At 69.1% G+C, this 17,555-nt stretch carries 12 protein-coding genes and 1 riboswitch; of the genes, 9 read left to right on the forward strand and 3 right to left on the reverse strand.

Going from position 1 to position 17,555, the window contains the following annotated elements; all coding sequences use genetic code 11:
- Window positions 1-2 precede the first annotated feature (2 nt).
- From truB to pnp, 3 genes are all read left to right on the forward strand, one after another.
- Window positions 3-935, forward strand: coding sequence for a tRNA pseudouridine(55) synthase TruB (gene truB, locus BR39_RS0109195; RefSeq protein ID WP_029910312.1), 933 nt, complete (start codon window positions 3-5; stop codon window positions 933-935).
- A gap of 14 nt (window positions 936-949) precedes the next feature.
- A complete protein-coding gene (rpsO, locus tag BR39_RS0109200; RefSeq protein WP_029910315.1) occupies window positions 950-1,219 on the forward strand; it encodes a 30S ribosomal protein S15 in 270 nt (89 codons plus the stop codon).
- Between the two features lie 265 nt (window positions 1,220-1,484).
- Window positions 1,485-3,635 carry a polyribonucleotide nucleotidyltransferase gene (gene pnp / locus BR39_RS0109205; protein WP_029910318.1) on the forward strand — a complete coding sequence of 717 codons (2,151 nt, stop codon included), beginning with the start codon at window positions 1,485-1,487 and terminating at the stop codon, window positions 3,633-3,635.
- 256 nt (window positions 3,636-3,891) lie between these two features.
- Here the strand turns inward: pnp and BR39_RS0109210 are convergent, their stop codons facing one another.
- Window positions 3,892-4,638 (reverse strand): ribonuclease T2, encoded by a 747-nt coding sequence (locus tag BR39_RS0109210; RefSeq protein WP_051695349.1) that lies wholly within the window; start codon window positions 4,636-4,638, stop codon window positions 3,892-3,894.
- A 196-nt stretch (window positions 4,639-4,834) separates the two neighbouring features.
- On the reverse strand, window positions 4,835-5,467 hold the full coding sequence (locus BR39_RS0109215; RefSeq protein ID WP_029910323.1) for a LysE family translocator: 633 nt from the start codon (window positions 5,465-5,467) through the stop codon (window positions 4,835-4,837).
- A 19-nt stretch (window positions 5,468-5,486) separates the two neighbouring features.
- Window positions 5,487-5,566: riboswitch (ZMP/ZTP riboswitch) on the reverse strand.
- Window positions 5,567-5,829: 263 nt separating this feature from the next.
- On the opposite strand from BR39_RS0109215, the gene BR39_RS0109220 reads away from it, so the two are divergent.
- The 4 genes from BR39_RS0109220 (at window position 5,830) to BR39_RS0109235 (ending at window position 13,691) form a co-directional block, all read left to right on the forward strand.
- Window positions 5,830-8,214, forward strand: coding sequence for a TonB-dependent siderophore receptor (locus BR39_RS0109220; protein ID WP_029910325.1), 2,385 nt, complete (start codon window positions 5,830-5,832; stop codon window positions 8,212-8,214).
- 188 nt (window positions 8,215-8,402) lie between these two features.
- Window positions 8,403-9,086, forward strand: a complete 684-nt coding sequence (locus tag BR39_RS0109225; RefSeq protein WP_029910328.1) for a Fe2+-dependent dioxygenase — start codon at window positions 8,403-8,405, stop codon at window positions 9,084-9,086.
- 87 nt (window positions 9,087-9,173) lie between these two features.
- Window positions 9,174-11,858, forward strand: coding sequence for a PAS domain S-box protein (locus tag BR39_RS0109230; RefSeq protein ID WP_029910330.1), 2,685 nt, complete (start codon window positions 9,174-9,176; stop codon window positions 11,856-11,858).
- A 174-nt stretch (window positions 11,859-12,032) separates the two neighbouring features.
- A complete protein-coding gene (locus BR39_RS0109235; RefSeq protein ID WP_029910333.1) occupies window positions 12,033-13,691 on the forward strand; it encodes an MFS transporter in 1,659 nt (552 codons plus the stop codon).
- 64 nt (window positions 13,692-13,755) lie between these two features.
- On the opposite strand, the gene BR39_RS0109240 is transcribed toward BR39_RS0109235, so the two are convergent.
- Window positions 13,756-14,634: a bifunctional precorrin-2 dehydrogenase/sirohydrochlorin ferrochelatase gene (locus BR39_RS0109240; RefSeq protein WP_029910334.1), complete on the reverse strand. Its 879-nt coding sequence runs from the start codon at window positions 14,632-14,634 to the stop codon at window positions 13,756-13,758.
- Between the two features lie 146 nt (window positions 14,635-14,780).
- On the opposite strand from BR39_RS0109240, the gene BR39_RS0109245 reads away from it, so the two are divergent.
- Together BR39_RS0109245 and BR39_RS0109250 are read left to right on the forward strand one after the other, a co-directional pair.
- Window positions 14,781-15,338 (forward strand): (2Fe-2S)-binding protein, encoded by a 558-nt coding sequence (locus BR39_RS0109245; RefSeq protein WP_029910337.1) that lies wholly within the window; start codon window positions 14,781-14,783, stop codon window positions 15,336-15,338.
- Window positions 15,335-17,527 carry a xanthine dehydrogenase family protein molybdopterin-binding subunit gene (locus tag BR39_RS0109250; RefSeq protein WP_029910340.1) on the forward strand — a complete coding sequence of 731 codons (2,193 nt, stop codon included), beginning with the start codon at window positions 15,335-15,337 and terminating at the stop codon, window positions 17,525-17,527. Before BR39_RS0109245 ends, BR39_RS0109250 begins: the two co-directional genes overlap by 4 nt.
- Window positions 17,528-17,555 lie beyond the last annotated feature (28 nt).

A 17,555-nucleotide genomic window follows, 5' to 3' on the forward strand; every position in this document is an offset into this window, starting at 1 on the left:
CCATGGCCCGCCGCAAGAAGGGCGACGCCGTCTCGGGCTGGGTCTGCCTGGACAAGCCCTACGACCTGACCTCGACCAGCGCCGTCAGCCGCGTGCGCCGGGCGTTCAACGCCCAGAAGGCGGGGCACGCCGGCACCCTTGATCCTCTGGCGACGGGCATCCTGCCCTTGGCCCTGGGCGAGGCGACCAAGACCGTCCCGTTCCTGATGGACGCCGACAAGGCCTATCGCTTCATGATCCAGTGGGGCCGCTCGACCACCACCCTGGACCGCGAGGGCGAGACCACCGACAGCAGCGAGGTGCGCCCCACCCGCGAACAGGTCGAGGCCGCGCTGCCGGCCCTCGTCGGCGAGATCGACCAGGTGCCGCCCAACTATTCGGCCATCAAGGTCGACGGCGAGCGCGCCTACGACCTGGCCCGCGAGGGCGTCGAGTTCGAGCTGAAGACCCGCAAGGTCACCGTCCACGCCCTGCGCGTCACCGCCGCGCCGGACGCCGACCACATCGAGCTGGAGATGGAATGCGGCAAAGGCACCTATGTCCGCGCCGTGGTCCGCGACCTGGCCGCCGCGCTCGGCGCCTGCGGCCACGTCGACCAGCTTCGCCGGACGCGAGTCGGCCGGTTCAGCGAGGATTCGGCGATAGGCCTGGAAACCCTCGAGAATTTAAGCTATGAGGCCCGGCTGTCGGAGGCATTGCTTCCGGTCGAGACCGCGCTGGACGACATCCCGGCGGTGGCCGTGACCGATGAAGACGCCTTCCGGCTTGCGCAAGGACGCGCCATCGTTCTGCTCCCAAGGCAGGTGGAACAGCTGAAAGCCGAGCTCACGCCCGGCGATCGCACCGTTTCCGCCATGTCCGGAGAGAGGTTGGTGGCCTTGTGCGAGATGCGCGCCGGAAAGCTCAATCCGGTGCGGGTCTTCCAACTCACCTGAGCGGAGACAAACCGATGTCGATCACTGCCGAGCGCAAGAGCGCTCTTATCGTCGAGCACGCCCGCACCGCGGGCGACACCGGCAGCGCCGAAGTCCAGGTCGCGATCCTCTCCGAGCGCATCGCCAACCTGACCGAGCACTTCAAGACCCACAAGAAGGACAACCACAGCCGTCGTGGCCTGCTGAAGCTGGTTTCCCAGCGTCGCTCGCTCCTCGACCACCTGAAGAAGTCCGACGAAGGCCGTTACGCGGCCCTCATCGAGAAGCTGGGTCTGCGCCGCTAAGACGCAATTCCGCCGTCCTACTCGCGTAGGGCGGCGGAACGCTTTTCAGGCTTTTGGTTTCGAGACAGGCCGAGACCAACAGTCGATCCGGGTCGCTTCCATTCAGGATAAGCATCCGACGTACGTCCGAGGGTTTTCCATCCTCAAACCCGCCTGTCGAACTGGATGAGGATCATCGGGCCGCTCCAACTGCTTTTGTAAGCACGGCCGTCCGCCCCTGTCCGCCCCCGATGGGAATCCGCCCACGGGAACCGAAAGAAGAAAAATGTTCGACATCAAACGCAAGACGATCGAGTGGGGCGGCAAGACGCTGGTCCTCGAAACCGGTCGCATCGCCCGTCAAGCCGACGGCGCCGTTCTGGCCACCATGGGCGAAACCGTCGTCCTGGCCACCGCCGTGTTCGCCAAGAGCCAGAAGCCGGGTCAAGACTTCTTCCCGCTGACGGTCAACTATCAGGAAAAGACCTTCGCGGCCGGCAAGATCCCCGGCGGCTTCTTCAAGCGCGAAGGCCGTCCGTCGGAAAAGGAGACCCTGGTCTCCCGCCTGATCGACCGTCCGATCCGCCCGCTGTTCGTCAAGGGCTTCAAGAACGAAGTCCAGGTGGTTTGCACCGTGCTGCAGCACGACCTCGAGAACGATCCCGACATCCTGTCGATGGTGGCCGCCTCGGCCGCCCTGGTCCTGTCGGGCGCCCCGTTCATGGGCCCGATCGGCGCCGCGCGCGTCGGTTACGTTGACGGCGCCTACGTGCTGAACCCGACGCTCGACGAGCAGAAGGACAGCAAGATGGACCTGGTCGTGGCCGGCACCGCCGACGCCGTGATGATGGTTGAATCTGAAATCCAAGAGCTCTCGGAAGAGATCGTGCTGGGCGGCGTCAACTTCGCCCACAAGGAAATGCAGACGGTGATCGACGCGATCATCGAGCTGGCCGAGCACGCCGCCAAGGAACCCTTCGAGTTCGAACCGGAAGACACCGACGCGGTGAAGGCCGAGATGAAGGGCATCGTGGGCGCCGACATCGCGGCCGCCTACAAGATCCAGAAGAAGCAGGACCGCTACGAAGCGGTCGGCGCCGCCAAGAAGAAGGCCGTCGCGGCCCTCGGCCTGTCGGACACCAACCCGGCCGGCTACGACCCGCTGAAGCTGGGCGCCATCTTCAAGGAACTGGAAGCCGACGTCGTGCGTCGCGGCATCCTGGACACCGGCCTGCGCATCGACGGCCGCACCGTCGACAAGGTCCGTCCGATCCTGGGCGAAGTCGGCATCCTGCCGCGCACCCACGGCTCGGCCCTGTTCACCCGCGGCGAGACCCAGGCGATCGTGGTCGCCACCCTGGGCACCGGCGACGACGAGCAGTTCATCGACGCCCTGGAAGGCACCTACAAGGAATCCTTCCTGCTGCACTACAACTTCCCGCCCTACTCGGTCGGTGAAACGGGCCGCATGGGCAGCCCGGGCCGCCGCGAGATCGGCCACGGCAAGCTGGCCTGGCGCGCCCTGCGCCCGATGCTGCCGGCCAAGGAAGACTTCCCCTACACCATCCGCCTGGTCTCCGAGATCACCGAGTCGAACGGCTCGTCCTCGATGGCCACGGTCTGCGGTTCGTCGCTGGCCATGATGGACGCCGGCGTGCCGCTGGTCCGTCCGGTCTCGGGCATCGCCATGGGCCTGATCTTGGAAAAGGACGGCTTCGCCGTCCTGTCCGACATCCTGGGCGACGAAGACCACCTGGGCGACATGGACTTCAAGGTGGCCGGCACCAGCGAGGGTCTGACCTCGCTGCAGATGGACATCAAGATCGCCGGCATCACGCCGGAAATCATGAAGCAGGCCCTGGCCCAGGCCAAGGACGGTCGCGCCCACATCCTGGGCGAGATGAACAAGGCCATGGACGCCCCGCGTGAAGAGGTCGGCGACTTCGCCCCGAAGATCGAGACCATCACCATCCCGACCGACAAGATCCGCGAAGTGATCGGCACCGGCGGCAAGGTGATCCGCGAGATCGTCGCCACCACCGGCGCCAAGGTCGACATCAACGACGAAGGCATCGTGAAGGTCTCGGCCTCGGACGGCGCCAAGATCAAGGCCGCCGTGGACTGGATCAAGTCGATCACCCAGGAAGCGGAAGTCGGCGCGATCTACGACGGCAAGGTCGTCAAGGTCGTCGACTTCGGCGCCTTCGTGAACTTCTTCGGCGCCAAGGACGGCCTGGTCCACGTCAGCCAGATCAGCAACGAGCGGGTGGCCAAGCCCTCGGACGTGCTGAAGGAAGGCCAGATCGTGAAGGTCAAGCTCCTGGGCTTCGACGATCGCGGCAAGACCAAGCTGTCGATGAAAGTCGTCGATCAGGAAACCGGCGAAGACCTGTCCAAGAAGACCGAAGTGACCCCGGAGGAAGCCGTCAACACCTGAGGGTGATGGCGTCTCCATCGTGAGGCTTCAGCAGCGGGCGGCTCCGAAAGGGGCCGCCCGTTTTGCGTTTGGGGGCGCTTGCCCCATCTCAACATCCGTCATCCCGGGCCTTGTGCCCGGGACCCCTGGTTCAGCTTGCACGTGAAACGCCATGGCGCGCGGGCGCGCCACCCTTCCGCACTTGCAGCGGACAGAGGGGTTTCGGGCGCAAGGCCCGGAATGAGGGCGAGTAGGAGGGAGCGAAGAAGAAGGGCCCCTAACCCTTCTTCTTCGGCTTCGCGGCGATCGCCGGCGCCATCGGCGTCACCGTCACCACGGCGTCGTCGGCGGCGCCGTTGCCGCCCCGGCAGGCGGCCAGCTTGAAGTCCAGGTCCATGCAGACCCAGACCTCGGTCAGGCGGCCTTCCTTGACGCGCACGTTCAGGCCCTCGGCGGTCATGCCGCGATTGCCCTTCAGGAACGCCCTGCGGATCTCGCCCGCGGTCATCGTGCCCTCGGGACCCGGCTGGAGGTCCGGGACCTTCAGGCCCTGGCGCACCTCGCGGGCCTTCTTGAAATAGGCCTCCGGCGTGTCCCACTGGCAGGCGCCGTGGGCCTGCCACTCGTGCTGCAGCAGCCAGGGCGAGGGGGTCATGCAGAGATTGGCCAGCACGGTCGCCGCGCTCATCGGCGGGCTGGGCTTGCAGTAGCGCGGGTGGATCTTGTCCGGCCCGTTCGGCCACAGGCCGTGCACGGTGAAGCCGAAGCTGTTGGTCTGACACTGGATGATCTTGTTCGACTCCGGGATGCCCGCGCGGCAGGCCTCGGGCGACCAGAACAGGGCTAGCAGATAGGCGGCGGTGGGGACGTCGGTGTGGATCTCGCCGGCGGGCGGCTTCTCGGCGGGCGCCGGGATCACGCTGGGCGGGACCGTGCAGGCCTTCAGGCTGGAGGCGTGGGCGGCGCCGGCCAGGGCCAGCGAGGCAAGGGCGGTGGCGATGACCTGGAAGGCCTTGGACGACATGGCAGAACTCCAGCGCTAGCTGACGCTTCTCTAGCACGGCTTGGCCAACCTAAAACTCCGCTCATCCCGGCGAATGCCGGGACCCAGATCCCTTAGTGGCGAGGGATGATTGGAGGGGCTTGGCGCTCGTGGCGTCAGCCTCGAAGCCATTCCATCTGGGTCCCGGCATTCGCCGGGATGAGCGGATAAAGAGAGATCAGCGCCGCGCCTCGGTGGCCATCCGCACGGCCAGGCCGCCCAGGACCGTGGCCATCAGCCAGCGCTGGATCAGGGCGAAGCTGGGGCGCGTGGCCAGGAAGGTCGCGATGGTCCCCGCCGCCAGGCAGATGCAGCCGTTGACCGTCAGGCTGATGACGATCTGGCTGCCGCCCAGGGCCAGGGACTGGCCGAAGATCGCGCCCCGGTGCGGGTCGATGAACTGCGGCAGCAGCGACAGATAGAGCATCGCGGCCTTGGGGTTCAGCAGGTTGGTCAGGAAGCCCATGCTGATCAGCTTGGCGGGGCTGTCCTTGGGCAGATCGCGCACCTGGAACGGAGAGGCCCCGCCCGGCTTGATGGCCTGCCAGGCCAGCCACAGCAGGTAGAGCGCGCCGCCGAACCGCAGGATGTCGTAGGCGATGGGCGCGGCCATCAGCAGGGCGGTGATGCCCAGGGCCGCGCAGACCAGATAGACCACGAAGCCGGCGGCGGTGCCGACCAGCGACACGATCCCGGCCCAGCGTCCCTGGCAGATCGAGCGGCTGACCAGATAGATCATGTTCGGCCCGGGGGTCAGGGCCATGCCCAGGCACACGAGACAGAAGGCGATCCAGGTCTTGGCTTCGGGCATGGGCGGACTCCGCGTCAGAGGTGGGCGCCCAGGCGAACGGCTCGTGACGTCCGCGCTCCCTCAGGGTGCTCCCTGTGATCGCCAGTCACGCGGACGCCGGTTGTGTACACCGGTTCGCGGTGAAGGTTGAGGCCAGCTTTGCTGAAGGCGGCCGGGACGCGCCCTGACAGGGCCGGGGACATGCCCTTGGCGTGTCCCCTGATCTCGCGGCGCCGGCATTGGGGACACGCGCGAGCGCATGTCCCCGCTCCGCGTATTTCTGCGAATGATTATCATTGCACACTGGCAACGCTCCAGATAAGAACGCGTCGCAATTACGACAAAGGGCCGCGCTCCTCCGACGGCCTTGCTGGGGTTTTTCGATGAACAAGAGTTCCAAGCCCGCCGTCGCCGGCGTCCGCAGCCAGACCCGCGCCGCGCTGGGCGTCGCCGCCGTCGCCGGTCTGGCCGGCCTGTCCCTGGCGCCCGCCGCTTTCGCCGCCGCGCCCGAGGCCGACGCCGCCGCCGACGCGGCGATCGCCACGGCCGGCCCCGCCGACAGCGCCACCGAGGTCTCGGGCGTCAAGGTCGACGGCAAACGCAACGCCGAGGTCCAGTCGCCCAAGCTGACCGCGCCGCTGGTCGACACGCCCAAGGCCATCACGGTCATCCCGCGCAAGATCATCGAGCAGACCGCCGCCACCTCGCTGCAGGACATCCTGCGCACCTCGCCCGGCATCACCTTCGGGGCGGGCGAGGGCGGCCAGCCCCTGGCCGACCGTCCGTTCATCCGTGGCCAGTCCAGCGCCAACGACGTCTTCGTCGACGGCCTGCGCGACAGCGGCGGCCAGACCCGCGAAGTGTTCAACCTCGAGCAGGTCGAGGTCGTGAAGGGCCCCGACAGCGCCTACAGCGGCCGCGGCTCGGGCGGCGGCAGCATCAACCTGACGTCCAAGAGCCCCAAGGCCGACGATTTCGTCCGCGCCTCGATCGCCGGCGGCACCGACAGCTACGTCCGCGCCACCGCCGACCTGAACCACCAGATCAACGACAGCGTCGCCGTCCGCCTGAACCTGCTGGGCACCCAGGGCGACACGCCCGGCCGCGACGCCGTGGACTTCGACCGCTGGGGCGCGGCCGCGTCGATCGCCGCGGGCCTGGATGGTCCGACCCAGATGACGCTGAGCTACTACCACCTCGACAGCAACGCGATGCCCGACTACGGCATCCCGCTGTTCACCAAGGTCCCCGGCGTGCCCCGCACGGACTCGGGCATCCTGGACGTCGACTACAGCAGCTTCTACGGCCTCAAGGCCCGCGACTATCAGAAGACCAAGGCCGACATCGCCACCTTCGCGGTCGATCACGCGATCAACTCGAATCTCGGCGTGCGCCAGGTGGTCCGCTGGTCCAAGACGCTCAACGACTACATCGTCACCAATCCCGGCGACGGCGGCGCGGCCCAGCTGATCGGCGGCCAATGGTGGATGAAGCGCGGCACCAAGACCCGCTGGAACCCGGTCGAGACCATGGCGGCCAACACCGACTTCCACGGCAAGTTCGACACCGGCGCCTTCAGCCACAGCTTCGACCTCGGGATCGAGCTGAGCCGCGAGGAAAACCTCAACGCCACCTATTCGACCTACACCACGTCGGGCTCGGCCTGTCCGGCGGGCTTCAACATGGGCACCAACGCCACCAATCTGGGCCAGGGCGACTGCACCCTGGTCTACGCCCCCAATCCGAACGACCCCTGGACCGGCATCATCAATCGCAGCCCGGCCAACCGCAACGTCTCCAAGACCGCCGCGATCTATGGCTTCGACACCATCAAGTTCGGCGACAGGTGGCTGCTGAACCTGGGCCTGCGCCACGACCATTATGAGAGCGCCGGCTACGACTACGCCAGCTTCACCCAGAACCAGGGCGCGTTCTCGGGCGGCACGATCACCTACCGCCAGGGCGAGTGGGATTTCACCAGCTACCAGGCCGGTCTGGTCTTCAAGCCGACCGAGGACTCCAGCCTCTACATCTCATACGGCACGGCCTCGACCCCGCCGGGCGTCCAGGGCGGCGACCAGAACAGCAACGGCATCACCGGCACGGTCGGCACGACGCCCAACCAACTGCTGGAGCCGGAAGACACCGAAAGCTTCGAGGCCGGCGGCAAGTGGACGCTGTTCAACGACACGCTGGCCTTGTCGGGCGCGGTCTTCAAGACCACCCGCAAGAACGCCCTGATCCAGATCAACAACGGCGTGTTCGCCCAGGTGGGCGAGACGCAGGTCAAGGGCGTGGAGCTGGGCATCTCGGGCAACATCACGCCCAAGTGGCAGGCTTTCGGCGGCTACACCTACATGGACAGCGAGCTGGTTCATGGCGCGGTGACGATCCAGTCGGGCACCGGGGCGATCATCCCCAACATCAACGAGGGCGACCCGCTGGCCAACACGCCCAAGAACAGCTTCAGCCTGTTCACGACCTATCGGGTGACGCGCAAGCTCTCGGCCGGCGGCGGGGCCTACTACGTCTCCAAGATGTTCGGCGGCAACCAGGGCGGCGCGGGCGGCGGGACCAACGCGGTCTACGCGCCCGACTACTGGCGCTTCGACGCCTTCGCCAGCTACGTCGTCAACGACAAGGTCGACCTGCAGCTGAACGTCCAGAACGTCGGCGACGAGCGCTACATCATGCGCACCAACGGCGTCCACCACGCCGACCCGGCCCCCGGCCGGCAGGCGATCCTGACCTTGAACGTCAAGTACTGAGCCTTCTCCTCCCCGGAGTGCTCGTCCTGACGTTCAAAGCCTCGCCCGGGAGCGGCCCCTCCCGGGCGAGGCCATATCTCTGCCCACCATTTATCCTTCGGATAAATGGCGGATTTTCAAAGGTTTAGAGCGCGACGGGCGCCAAAACCGGCTTCCACTTTTGGCTGTCGCGCTCTAGGAGTCGGGTCATGATGATCCAGATCCCCGACGTCCTGACGCCCGACCAGGTCGCCCGCTGCCGCGCGGTGCTGGACGCCGCCGAGTGGATCGACGGCAACGCCACCTCGGGCTTCCAGGCGGCGATGGCCAAGAACAACCAGCAGCTGCCGCAGGACGGGGCGGCCGCCCGCGAGGTCGGGGCGATCATCGTCCAGGCCCTGCAGGCCAATCGCCTGTTCGTCGCGGCCGCCCTGCCACACACCATCCTGACGCCGCTGTTCAACCGCTACGGCGCGGGCATGGGCTTCGGCGACCACATCGACAATTCGATCCGCCGCGACCCGGTCACCGGCCAGACCCTGCGCACCGACCTGTCGATCACCGTCTTCCTCAGCGACCCCGAGGACTACGACGGCGGCGAGCTGGTGGTCGAGGACGCCTATGGCAGCCACGTGGTCAAGCTGGAGGCGGGGGCGGCGATCCTCTATCCGGCCTCCAGCCTGCACCACGTCACCGAGGTGACGCGCGGCGTGCGCACCGCCAGCTTCTTCTGGATCCAGAGCCTGGTGCGCGACGACGCCAAGCGCGCCCTGCTGCTGGACATGGACGTGTCGATCCAGCGCCTGTCGATGGCGGTGGGGACCGACGACCCGTCGGTGCTGTCCCTGACCGGGAGCTACCACAACCTCCTGCGGATGTGGGCCGAGGTCTGACGCACGGTCGGCGAACAATGATCGCCGACGCCAACCATAAGTTTACCCTTGAGCTTCACCATCCGCGCTCCGTCCCTTGGAGCCGCGATGACCTCGCCCCCCAAATCCCCACGGTTGAGCGATGCGGAAAGCGCGCAATGGTTCTTCGACCATTCGCACGACCTGTTCGCCGTGGTGTCGAGGGGGCGGTTCGCCACGGTCAATCCGGCCTGGACCCGGGTGACCGGCTGGACCCGCCAGGAGCTGATCGGCCGGCCGGCCTCCAGCTTCGTCCATCCGGACTCGCGCCAGGACTTCATCGAGACCGCCGGCCTGATCCGCGCCTCGGGCGAGGCCGTCAACCGCCTCAAGGTGACCTGCAAGAACGGCGGCTGGGTGTGGCTGGAGGGGCGCTCGCGCCTGGGGCCCAACGGCGAGATGATCGGCGCCCTGCGCGACGTCACCGCCGACATGGCCCGCCGGGCCGAGATCGCCGCCGCCCGCCAGACCCGCGAACTCCTGGCCTCGTCGGCCGGCATCGGGGTCTGGAGCTACGAACCGCACGGTCAGCACATCGAGTGGTCGCGCGACATCTTCAACGCCACGGGCCTGGAGCCCGAGGACGTGGCCCAGCCCGACCAGTTCTTCGACCGCCTGGACCCCGCCGAGCAGGAGAACCTGCGCGCGGCCTTCGACCAGGCGGTGCGCACCGGCGAAGGCGGCACCATCGAGCACCGGCTGCGCGGCGCCGGGGACCAGTGGTTCACCTACCGCGCCACCTTCCGCACCGAACCGCGGGCCGATGGCCTGTTCGCCCTGAAGGGCATCTCGCAGAACGTCACCGACGTGGCCCGCACCCGCGACGCGGCCGTCTGGGGCGAGCGCCAGGCCCGGCGGCTGGTCGAGGAGGCCCCGTTCGCCGTGGCGCTCTACGACCGCGACCTGCGCCTGCAGGTGGTCAGCCCGCGCTTCCTGGAGATCTTCCAGGCCACCGAGGCCCAGATCATCGGCCGCAGCCTGCACGAGCTGACCTCCGGCAGCCGCCGGCGCTTCGTCCGGGCCGTCGAGCGCGCCCTGACCGGCGAGACGATCGTGCGCCGCGAGGACCAGCTGCACGACGGCCTGGGCCGCAGCCACACCCTGCGCTGGGAGGCCCGCCCCTGGTGCGACGCCCAGGGCCGGATCGTCGGCGTGATCACCTATATGGACGATGTCACGGCCCTGTCGGAGGCCCGCCGCGAGGCGCGCGCCAACGCCCGGCGGCTGCGCGTGGCCCTGGGCGCGGCCCATGCCGGGGTCTACGAGATCGACCACGCGGGCAAGACCTTCTGGGGCTCGCCGGAGTTCCATCGCATCCTGGGCCGCCGGGTCACCTATGACGACGTACGCAGCGCCGTCTGGCCGATGATCCATCCCGACGACGTCACGGCGGTCTACGACGCCGCCGAAAGCTGGCGGGGGAACGAAGGCCATCTGGACTCCCGGGGCCGCTCGTTCGACGTGCGGGTGATGACACCCGACGGCGACGGCAAGTGGATCCGCATCTTCCACGAGGTGCGCAGCGACGCGAGCGGCCGCATCCGCAAGGCCTTCGGCCTGATCCTGGACATCGACGAGAAGAAGCGGGCCGAGCTGGCCCTGGTCGAGGCCGAGCGCGCCGCCCAGGCCGCCAACGAGGCCAAGGCCCAGTTCCTGGCCAATATGAGCCACGAGATCCGCACCCCGATGAACGGGGTGCTGGGGGTGATGCATCTGCTCAAGCGCGAGAAGCTGCCGGGCGAGGCCGACAACCTGCTGGGCGAGGCCCTGGCCTGCGGTCGGATGCTGTCGACCCTGCTGGACGACGTGATCGACTTCTCGCGGATCGAGGCCGGGCGGCTGGACGTCACCCAGGAGCCGGTCGATCCCAGCGAGCTGGCCGCCAGCGTGGCGCGGCTGCTGCGCGGCCAGGCCGAGCACAAGGGGCTGGAGCTGCGGGTCGACGCCCCGGACCTGGGCCTGATCCTCACCGACCCCAGCCGGCTGCGCCAGGCCCTGTTCAACCTGGTCGGCAACGCCGTGAAGTTCACCCTGTCGGGCTCGGTGACCCTGCGGGTCCGCCGGCAGGAGGGACCCGAACCCCGCGTCGCCTTCGAGGTGATCGACACCGGGGTCGGCATCGCCGCCGAGGCCCAGGCGCGGCTGTTCGAACGCTTCCAGCAGGCCGACGCCAGCACCACCCGCCGGTTCGGCGGCTCGGGCCTGGGCCTGGCCATCACCCGGCGCCTGGCCCAGATGATGGGCGGCGAGGTGGTCTTCACCTCGCGCGAGGGCGTCGGCTCGACCTTCCTGCTGACCATCGCCGCCCCGCCGGCCCAGGCCCGCGCGGCCGAGGCCGAGATGGCCGACGGCCTGCTGCAGGGGCTGAAGATCCTGGTGGTCGAGGACAACGCCACCAACCGCCTGGTCGCCCGCCGCATCCTCGAGCAGCTGGGCGCCAAGGTCGAGACGGCCGAGGACGGGCTGGACGGCGTGACCACGGCGGCGCGGGGCTTCGACCTGATCCTGATGGACGTGCAGATGCCCGGCATCGACGGGCTGGAGGCCGCCCGCCGCATCCGCAACCTGCCGGGCCCGGCCGCCAAGACGCCGATCATCGCCCTGACCGCCAACGTCCTGTCGCACCAGCGCGCCGCCTACCTGGCCGCCGGCATGGACGGCGTCGCCGCCAAGCCGATCTCCCCCGCCGCCCTGATCACCGAGATCGTCCGCCTGGCCGGCGGCGAAGCGGCGGACGCGGCGGCTGTGGCCTAGGCGATCCTCCCCCTTTGGGGGAGGCGGCCCAGAGGGCCGGAGGGGGTTTGCCCGGCCGATTGAGCAAGACCCCCTCCGTCGCTTCGCGACACCTCCCCCGGAGGGGAGGATCTGCCTTCCCTCGCCGTCGAAAACCGCTAATGCTCCTCCCCAACAATTGGGGGAAGCCAACGGATGACGGCCCAGGATCAGGCTGAGGATCGCGCGTCCATGCGCACGGTGGTGGCGGCGTCGTCCGCGGGCACCGCCTTCGAATGGTACGACTTCTTCATCTTCGGCAGCCTGGCCCAGGTGATCTCCAAGACCTTCTTCACGGGCCTGTCGGAGACGGCCGGCTACGTGGCCGCCCTGGCCCTGTTCGGGGTGGGCTTCGCGTTCCGGCCCCTGGGCGCGCTGGTGTTCGGCAAGATCGGCGACCAGGCCGGCCGCAAGGGCGCGTTCCTGGCCACCGTGCTGCTGATGGGCGGGGCCACCTTCGCCATCGCCCTGCTGCCCACCTACCAGCAGGCGGGGATCATCTCGCCGATCCTGCTGATCGTCCTGCGCTGCGTGCAGGGCTTCGCCCTGGGCGGCGAATACGGCGGGGCGGCGATCTACGTCGCCGAGCATTCGCCGCCGCACCAGCGCGGCCGCTCGACCGCCTGGGTGCAGAGCTCGGCGTCCCTGGGTCTGTTCGCGGCGTTGCTGGTCATCCTGGCGACCCGCTGGTTGCTGGGCGGCGTCGCCGGGCCGGCCGCCTTCGACGCCTGGGGCTGGCGCATCCCGTTCGCCGTCTCGATCGGCCTGCTGGCGGTGTCGGTCTGGATGCGCCTGAAGCTCAGCGAAAGCCCCACCTTCGCGCGGATGAAGGAGGAGGGCGCGGCGTCCAAGGCGCCCTATGCCGAAGCCTTCGGCCAGTGGAAGAACCTGAAACTGGTCCTGCTGGCCTTCTTCGCGGTCATGTCGGCCCAGGGCGCGGTCTGGTACACGACCTTCTTCTACATCCAGACCTTCATGGAGAAGTTCCTCAAGATCGCGCCGGGCACGATCAACGGGCTGATGATGGCCGCCGCCGCGGTCAGCGCGGTGCTCTACGTGGTGTTCGGCGCCCTGTCGGACAGGATCGGGCGCAAGCCGGTGATGCTGGGCGGCATGGTCCTGGCGCTGGCGTTCTACTTCCCCGGCTTCCATCTGCTGGAGCGCGCCGCCAACCCGGCCCTGGCCGAGGCCTCGGCCCGCGCGCCTGTCAGCGTCACCGCCGACCCCAAGGACTGCGCCCTGCAGTTCGACCCGATCGGCAAGGCCGCCTTCGTCTCGTCCTGCGACATCGCCAAGAGCGCCCTGGCCAACGCCGGGGTGTCCTACGCCAACCACGCCGGTCCGGCCGGCTCGGCGGCGGTGGTCCAGATCGGCGAGACCCGGATCGTGTCGAAAAGCGCCAAGGGCCTGCCCGCCAAGGAGGCCAAGGCGGTGAAGACCGCCGGCGAGGCCGCCATCAAGGCCGCCCTGGCCCGGGCCGGCTATCCGGCCAAGGCCGACCCGGCCCGGCTGAACTGGTGGGGCGTGTTCGGCGTGCTGATGGTCTTCGTCGTCGGCGCCACCGCCCTCTACGGGCCGCTGGCCGCGGCTCTGGTCGAGCTCTTCCCGACCCGGGTGCGCTACACCGCCCTGTCGCTGCCCTACCACATCGGCACGGGCTGGATCGGCGGCTTCGTGCCGTTCAGCGCCTTCGCCATCGTGGCGGCGGTGGGCAATATCTACGCCGGGCTCTGGTACCCGGTGTTCTTCACCCTGATCAGCGTGCTGACGACCCTGTTCCTGCTGCCCGAGACCAAGGACCGGGCTCTGGACTAGTCTCGCATGTTGTCATCCCGGACAGCCTCTACGACGCTTCCGGGATGACAACGGTTGGGTCTCTTTAGATCGCTTCAACGCTGACCGACGCCGCCCCCAGCGCCTGGACCAGGGCCGGGTCGACCGGGGCCACGATCAGCCGGACGATCTGCTTGCCCTCCTGGGCCAGGGTCACCAGCGTCTCCGCGCCGGCCTGGGCCGGATCCAGCCGGTGGACGTCGCGGCGGGCCATGTTGACGATGTCGGGATCGGCGGCCTCGTCGGCGATCAGCACGTCGGCGGCGCCCAGGGCCCGCAGGGCGCGCAGGGTCAAGAGGTCCGAGGGGCCCTTGCCGGCGATGAACCGCACCTTGCCCTCGCGGCCGACGCCCTTGGCCAGGGCCTGGCGGAACAGCTGGCCGGCCTTCTCCATGTCGCCGGCCATGGCCGCCTGGGCGGCCTCGCCGGCCACGGCGTCGCGGAGGAAGGCGCGGCGCTCGTGCATGGCGGGCAGGGCGCCGCGCACCTCGTCCTGGAACTTGCGCAGCAGGGCGGCCACCCGGCCCGAGCCCTCCGGCACCTGGGCCTCGATGTCGTTGCGCAGCTTGGTGGCCAGGGTCGGCGAGGCGCCGCCCGTGCCGACGGCGGCCACCACCTCGCCGCGGTCGATCACCGCCGGGGTGTTGAAATCGCTCATCGTCGGCCTGTCGACCACGTTGACCAGCACCCGGGCCGCGCGGGCCGCGCTGGCCGCGCTCTGCAGGAAGACCTCGTCGTCGCCCGCCACGAAGGCCAGCACCGCCCCGGCGTAGGTCCCCGGCAGGAAGGCCGCGTGGCCGTCGACCCGCACCAGCGTGGCCGGCGAGCCGTCGAACAGCCGCGCCTTGTTGTCGGCGGCCTCGCCGCTACCGGCGATCACGACCTTGCGGCCGGCCAGGGGGAAGTAAGCGGGGAAGGAATCCAAGGGGCGGGTCCTGACGGGAAACAAGCGAACGGCGGTCAGGCTAGCCTGCCTGAACCAAGATTTCACTGGCGGGTTTGGGTCTTAGCAGTGTTAGATTCCGCCGAGCCGGGCCGTCGGACCCCGTTTTTCGCTTGGGAGGCGAAAGCATGACCTCGACGTTGGATATCAACGGCAAGTCGGTCGCCGTGAAGGCCGCCCCCGAGACGCCCCTGCTGTGGGTGCTGCGCGACGAGCTGGGCCTGACGGGCACCAAGTTCGGCTGCGGCATGGCCCAGTGCGGGGCCTGCACGGTCCACGTCAACGGCGACCCGGTGCGGTCGTGCGTGACGCCCATCGCGGCCCTGGCGGGCGCCAAGATCGCCACCATCGAGAGCCTGGGCGGGACCCACCCGCTGCAGCAGGCCTGGGTCAAGCACGACGTGCCCCAGTGCGGCTACTGCCAGTCGGGCCAGATCATGTCGGCCGCCGCCCTGCTGGCCAGCACCAAGTCGCCCAGCGACGCGGACATCGACAACGCCATGAGCGGCAACATCTGCCGCTGTGGCACCTACCAGCGCATCCGCGCCGCCATCAAGGACGCCGCCGGCCTGACCGCCGCGCCCGTGGTCGCCGCGCCAGCCGCCGCCAAGCCGACAGCCTCCAACGACATCGACGACGAGATCGCCGCCGCCTCGGGCTCGACCGGCCGCGGAGTGGGCCAATGAACGGGCCGTTCCGGAAACTCGACCGCCAGGACGGCGTCAGCCGCCGCGACCTGGTGGTCGGCGCCACCCTGGCCGGCGGGGCCCTGCTGGTCGGCTGCTCGCCCGCCGATCTGATGAGCGCGGGTTCGAAGGTGGATGTCGGGGCCTTCGGACCGTTCATCCGGTTCGATCCGGACGGCGCGGTGACCGTGCTCTCCAAGCACATCGAGTTCGGTCAGGGCAATCACGCGGGCCTGGGGGCCATCGTCGCCGAGGAGCTGGACGCCGACTGGAGCCGGGTGAAGGTGCTGCACGCGCCCGCGAACGCCAAGCTCTACGCCAACGGCGGCATGGGCATCCAGCTGACCGGCGGCTCGTCGGCGATCTCCAACTCCTGGGAGCAGCTGCGCAAGGCCGGGGCCGGCGCGCGGGCGATGTTCGTGCAGGCGGCGGCGACGCGCTGGAACGTTCCGGCCGATCAGATCACCGTCAAGGACGGCGTCGTCAGCGGCGGCGGCAAGAGCGCGGGCTTCGGCGAACTGATCGCCGACGCCGCCAAGGTGGCGCCGCCCGAGAACCCGACCCTGAAGGACCCCAAGACCTTCACCCTGATCGGCACCGACCGTGTGCGGCGCAAGGACAGCCTGATCAAGAGCAACGGCTCGGCCCGCTACACCCAGGACGTCCAGCTGCCGGACATGCTGGTGGCCATGGTCGCCCACGCGCCCCGCTTCGGCGGCACGGTGAAGAGCTTCGACGCCGACGAGGCCAAGAAGGTGGCCGGGGTGGTCGATGTCTACGAGATCCCGACCGGGGTGGCGGTGGTCGCCGACAACACCTACGCCGCCCGCATGGGCCGCGAGGCGCTGAAGGTCGAGTGGGACGAGGGCAAGGTCGAGACCCGCGGCTCGGCGACGATCGCCCAGCAGTGGCGCGACATCGCCGCCGGCAAGGGCCCGGCCGACCTGAAATGGGAAGCGTTCGACTCCAAGGGCGATGCGTCCGTCGCCTCGGGCGGCAAGGGGAGCGAGGTCTTCGAGACCACCTACGACTTCCCTTACCTGGCCCACGCGACCATGGAGCCGATGAACTGCGTGGCGATCGTCGACGGCAACAAGGTCAAGCTGATCCACGGCTCCCAGGCCCAGACCCTGGACCAGATGAACGCGGCCAAGATCGTCAAGACCCTGCCGGGCTCGGTCGAGATCGAGACCCTGTACGCCGGCGGCTCGTTCGGCCGGCGCGCCAACTTCCCGTCCGACTACGTGGCCGAATGCGTGACCATCGCCCAGAAGGTCGGCAAGGGCCGGCCGGTCAAGTTGGTCTGGACCCGCGAGGACGACATGCGGGCCGGCTTCTTCCGGCCGCTGGTCCACCACGCCGTGCGGGTCAGGGTGGACAAGGACGGCTATCCGGCCAGCTGGCGCCACCGGATCGTCACCCAGTCGATCATGAAGGACTCGCCGATGAAGGCGAAGGGGCCGGACCAGACGGCGATCGAGGGGACGGCGGGCTCGCCCTATCTGAAGGCCACGCCGATCGTCGACGCCCAGCTGGCCACGCCGGAGGGCGGCGTGCCGGTCCTGTGGTGGCGGTCGGTGGGGGCCACCCACACCGCCTTCGTCATGGAGCACACGATCGACCAGCTGGCGCTGAAGGCCGGCAAGGATCCGGTCGAGTACCGGCGCGTCCTCTACGCCAAGGCCGGCGAGCATGGCGCGCGGCACCTGGCGGCGCTGAACCTGGCGGTCGAGAAGGCCGGGCCGACGCCCACCCCCGGCTTCACGCGCGGCGTGGCGGTGCACGAGAGCTTCGGCTCGGTGGTCGCCCAGGTGGCCGAGGTCAAGCTGGTGGACGGCGAACCGCGCGTCGGCCGCGTGGTCACCGCCATCGACTGCGGCCTGGCGGTCGCGCCCGACCAGGTAGCGGCCCAGGTGGAAGGCGGCACGTGCTACGGCCTGTCGGCGGCCCTCTACGGCGAGGTCACCCTGACGGACGGCCGTGTCGACCAGAGCAATTTCGACACCTATCGGGTGCTGCGGATGAACGAGGCGCCGGTGGTCGAGACCCATGTCGTGCCGTCGGGCAATCCGCCCAGCGGGGTGGGCGAGCCGGGCACGCCGGTCATCGCCCCCGCGGTGGCCAACGCCCTGCTGGCGCTGTCCAAGACCCCGACCGGCCGCCTGCCCTTCGTCCGCGCCCAGGCCTGAGCGTCGCGCGACCGGCGGTGGAGGCCGC

Source organism: Caulobacter sp. UNC358MFTsu5.1 (genome assembly GCF_000712075.1).
Lineage (GTDB): Bacteria > Pseudomonadota > Alphaproteobacteria > Caulobacterales > Caulobacteraceae > Caulobacter.

What these genes read in the sequence shown, in the direction of transcription:
- BR39_RS0109245 (WP_029910337.1), top strand. Translation starts at nt 14,781, where the DNA reads ATGACCTCGACGTTGGATATCAACGGCAAGTCGGTCGCCGTGAAGGCC.
- BR39_RS0109210 (WP_051695349.1), bottom strand. Translation starts at nt 4,638, where the DNA reads ATGTCGTCCAAGGCCTTCCAGGTCATCGCCACCGCCCTTGCCTCGCTG.
- truB (WP_029910312.1), top strand. Translation starts at nt 3, where the DNA reads ATGGCCCGCCGCAAGAAGGGCGACGCCGTCTCGGGCTGGGTCTGCCTG.
- rpsO (WP_029910315.1), top strand. Translation starts at nt 950, where the DNA reads ATGTCGATCACTGCCGAGCGCAAGAGCGCTCTTATCGTCGAGCACGCC.
- BR39_RS0109230 (WP_029910330.1), top strand. Translation starts at nt 9,174, where the DNA reads ATGACCTCGCCCCCCAAATCCCCACGGTTGAGCGATGCGGAAAGCGCG.
- BR39_RS0109220 (WP_029910325.1), top strand. Translation starts at nt 5,830, where the DNA reads ATGAACAAGAGTTCCAAGCCCGCCGTCGCCGGCGTCCGCAGCCAGACC.
- BR39_RS0109250 (WP_029910340.1), top strand. Translation starts at nt 15,335, where the DNA reads ATGAACGGGCCGTTCCGGAAACTCGACCGCCAGGACGGCGTCAGCCGC.
- pnp (WP_029910318.1), top strand. Translation starts at nt 1,485, where the DNA reads ATGTTCGACATCAAACGCAAGACGATCGAGTGGGGCGGCAAGACGCTG.
- BR39_RS0109215 (WP_029910323.1), bottom strand. Translation starts at nt 5,467, where the DNA reads ATGCCCGAAGCCAAGACCTGGATCGCCTTCTGTCTCGTGTGCCTGGGC.
- BR39_RS0109235 (WP_029910333.1), top strand. Translation starts at nt 12,033, where the DNA reads ATGACGGCCCAGGATCAGGCTGAGGATCGCGCGTCCATGCGCACGGTG.
- BR39_RS0109225 (WP_029910328.1), top strand. Translation starts at nt 8,403, where the DNA reads ATGATGATCCAGATCCCCGACGTCCTGACGCCCGACCAGGTCGCCCGC.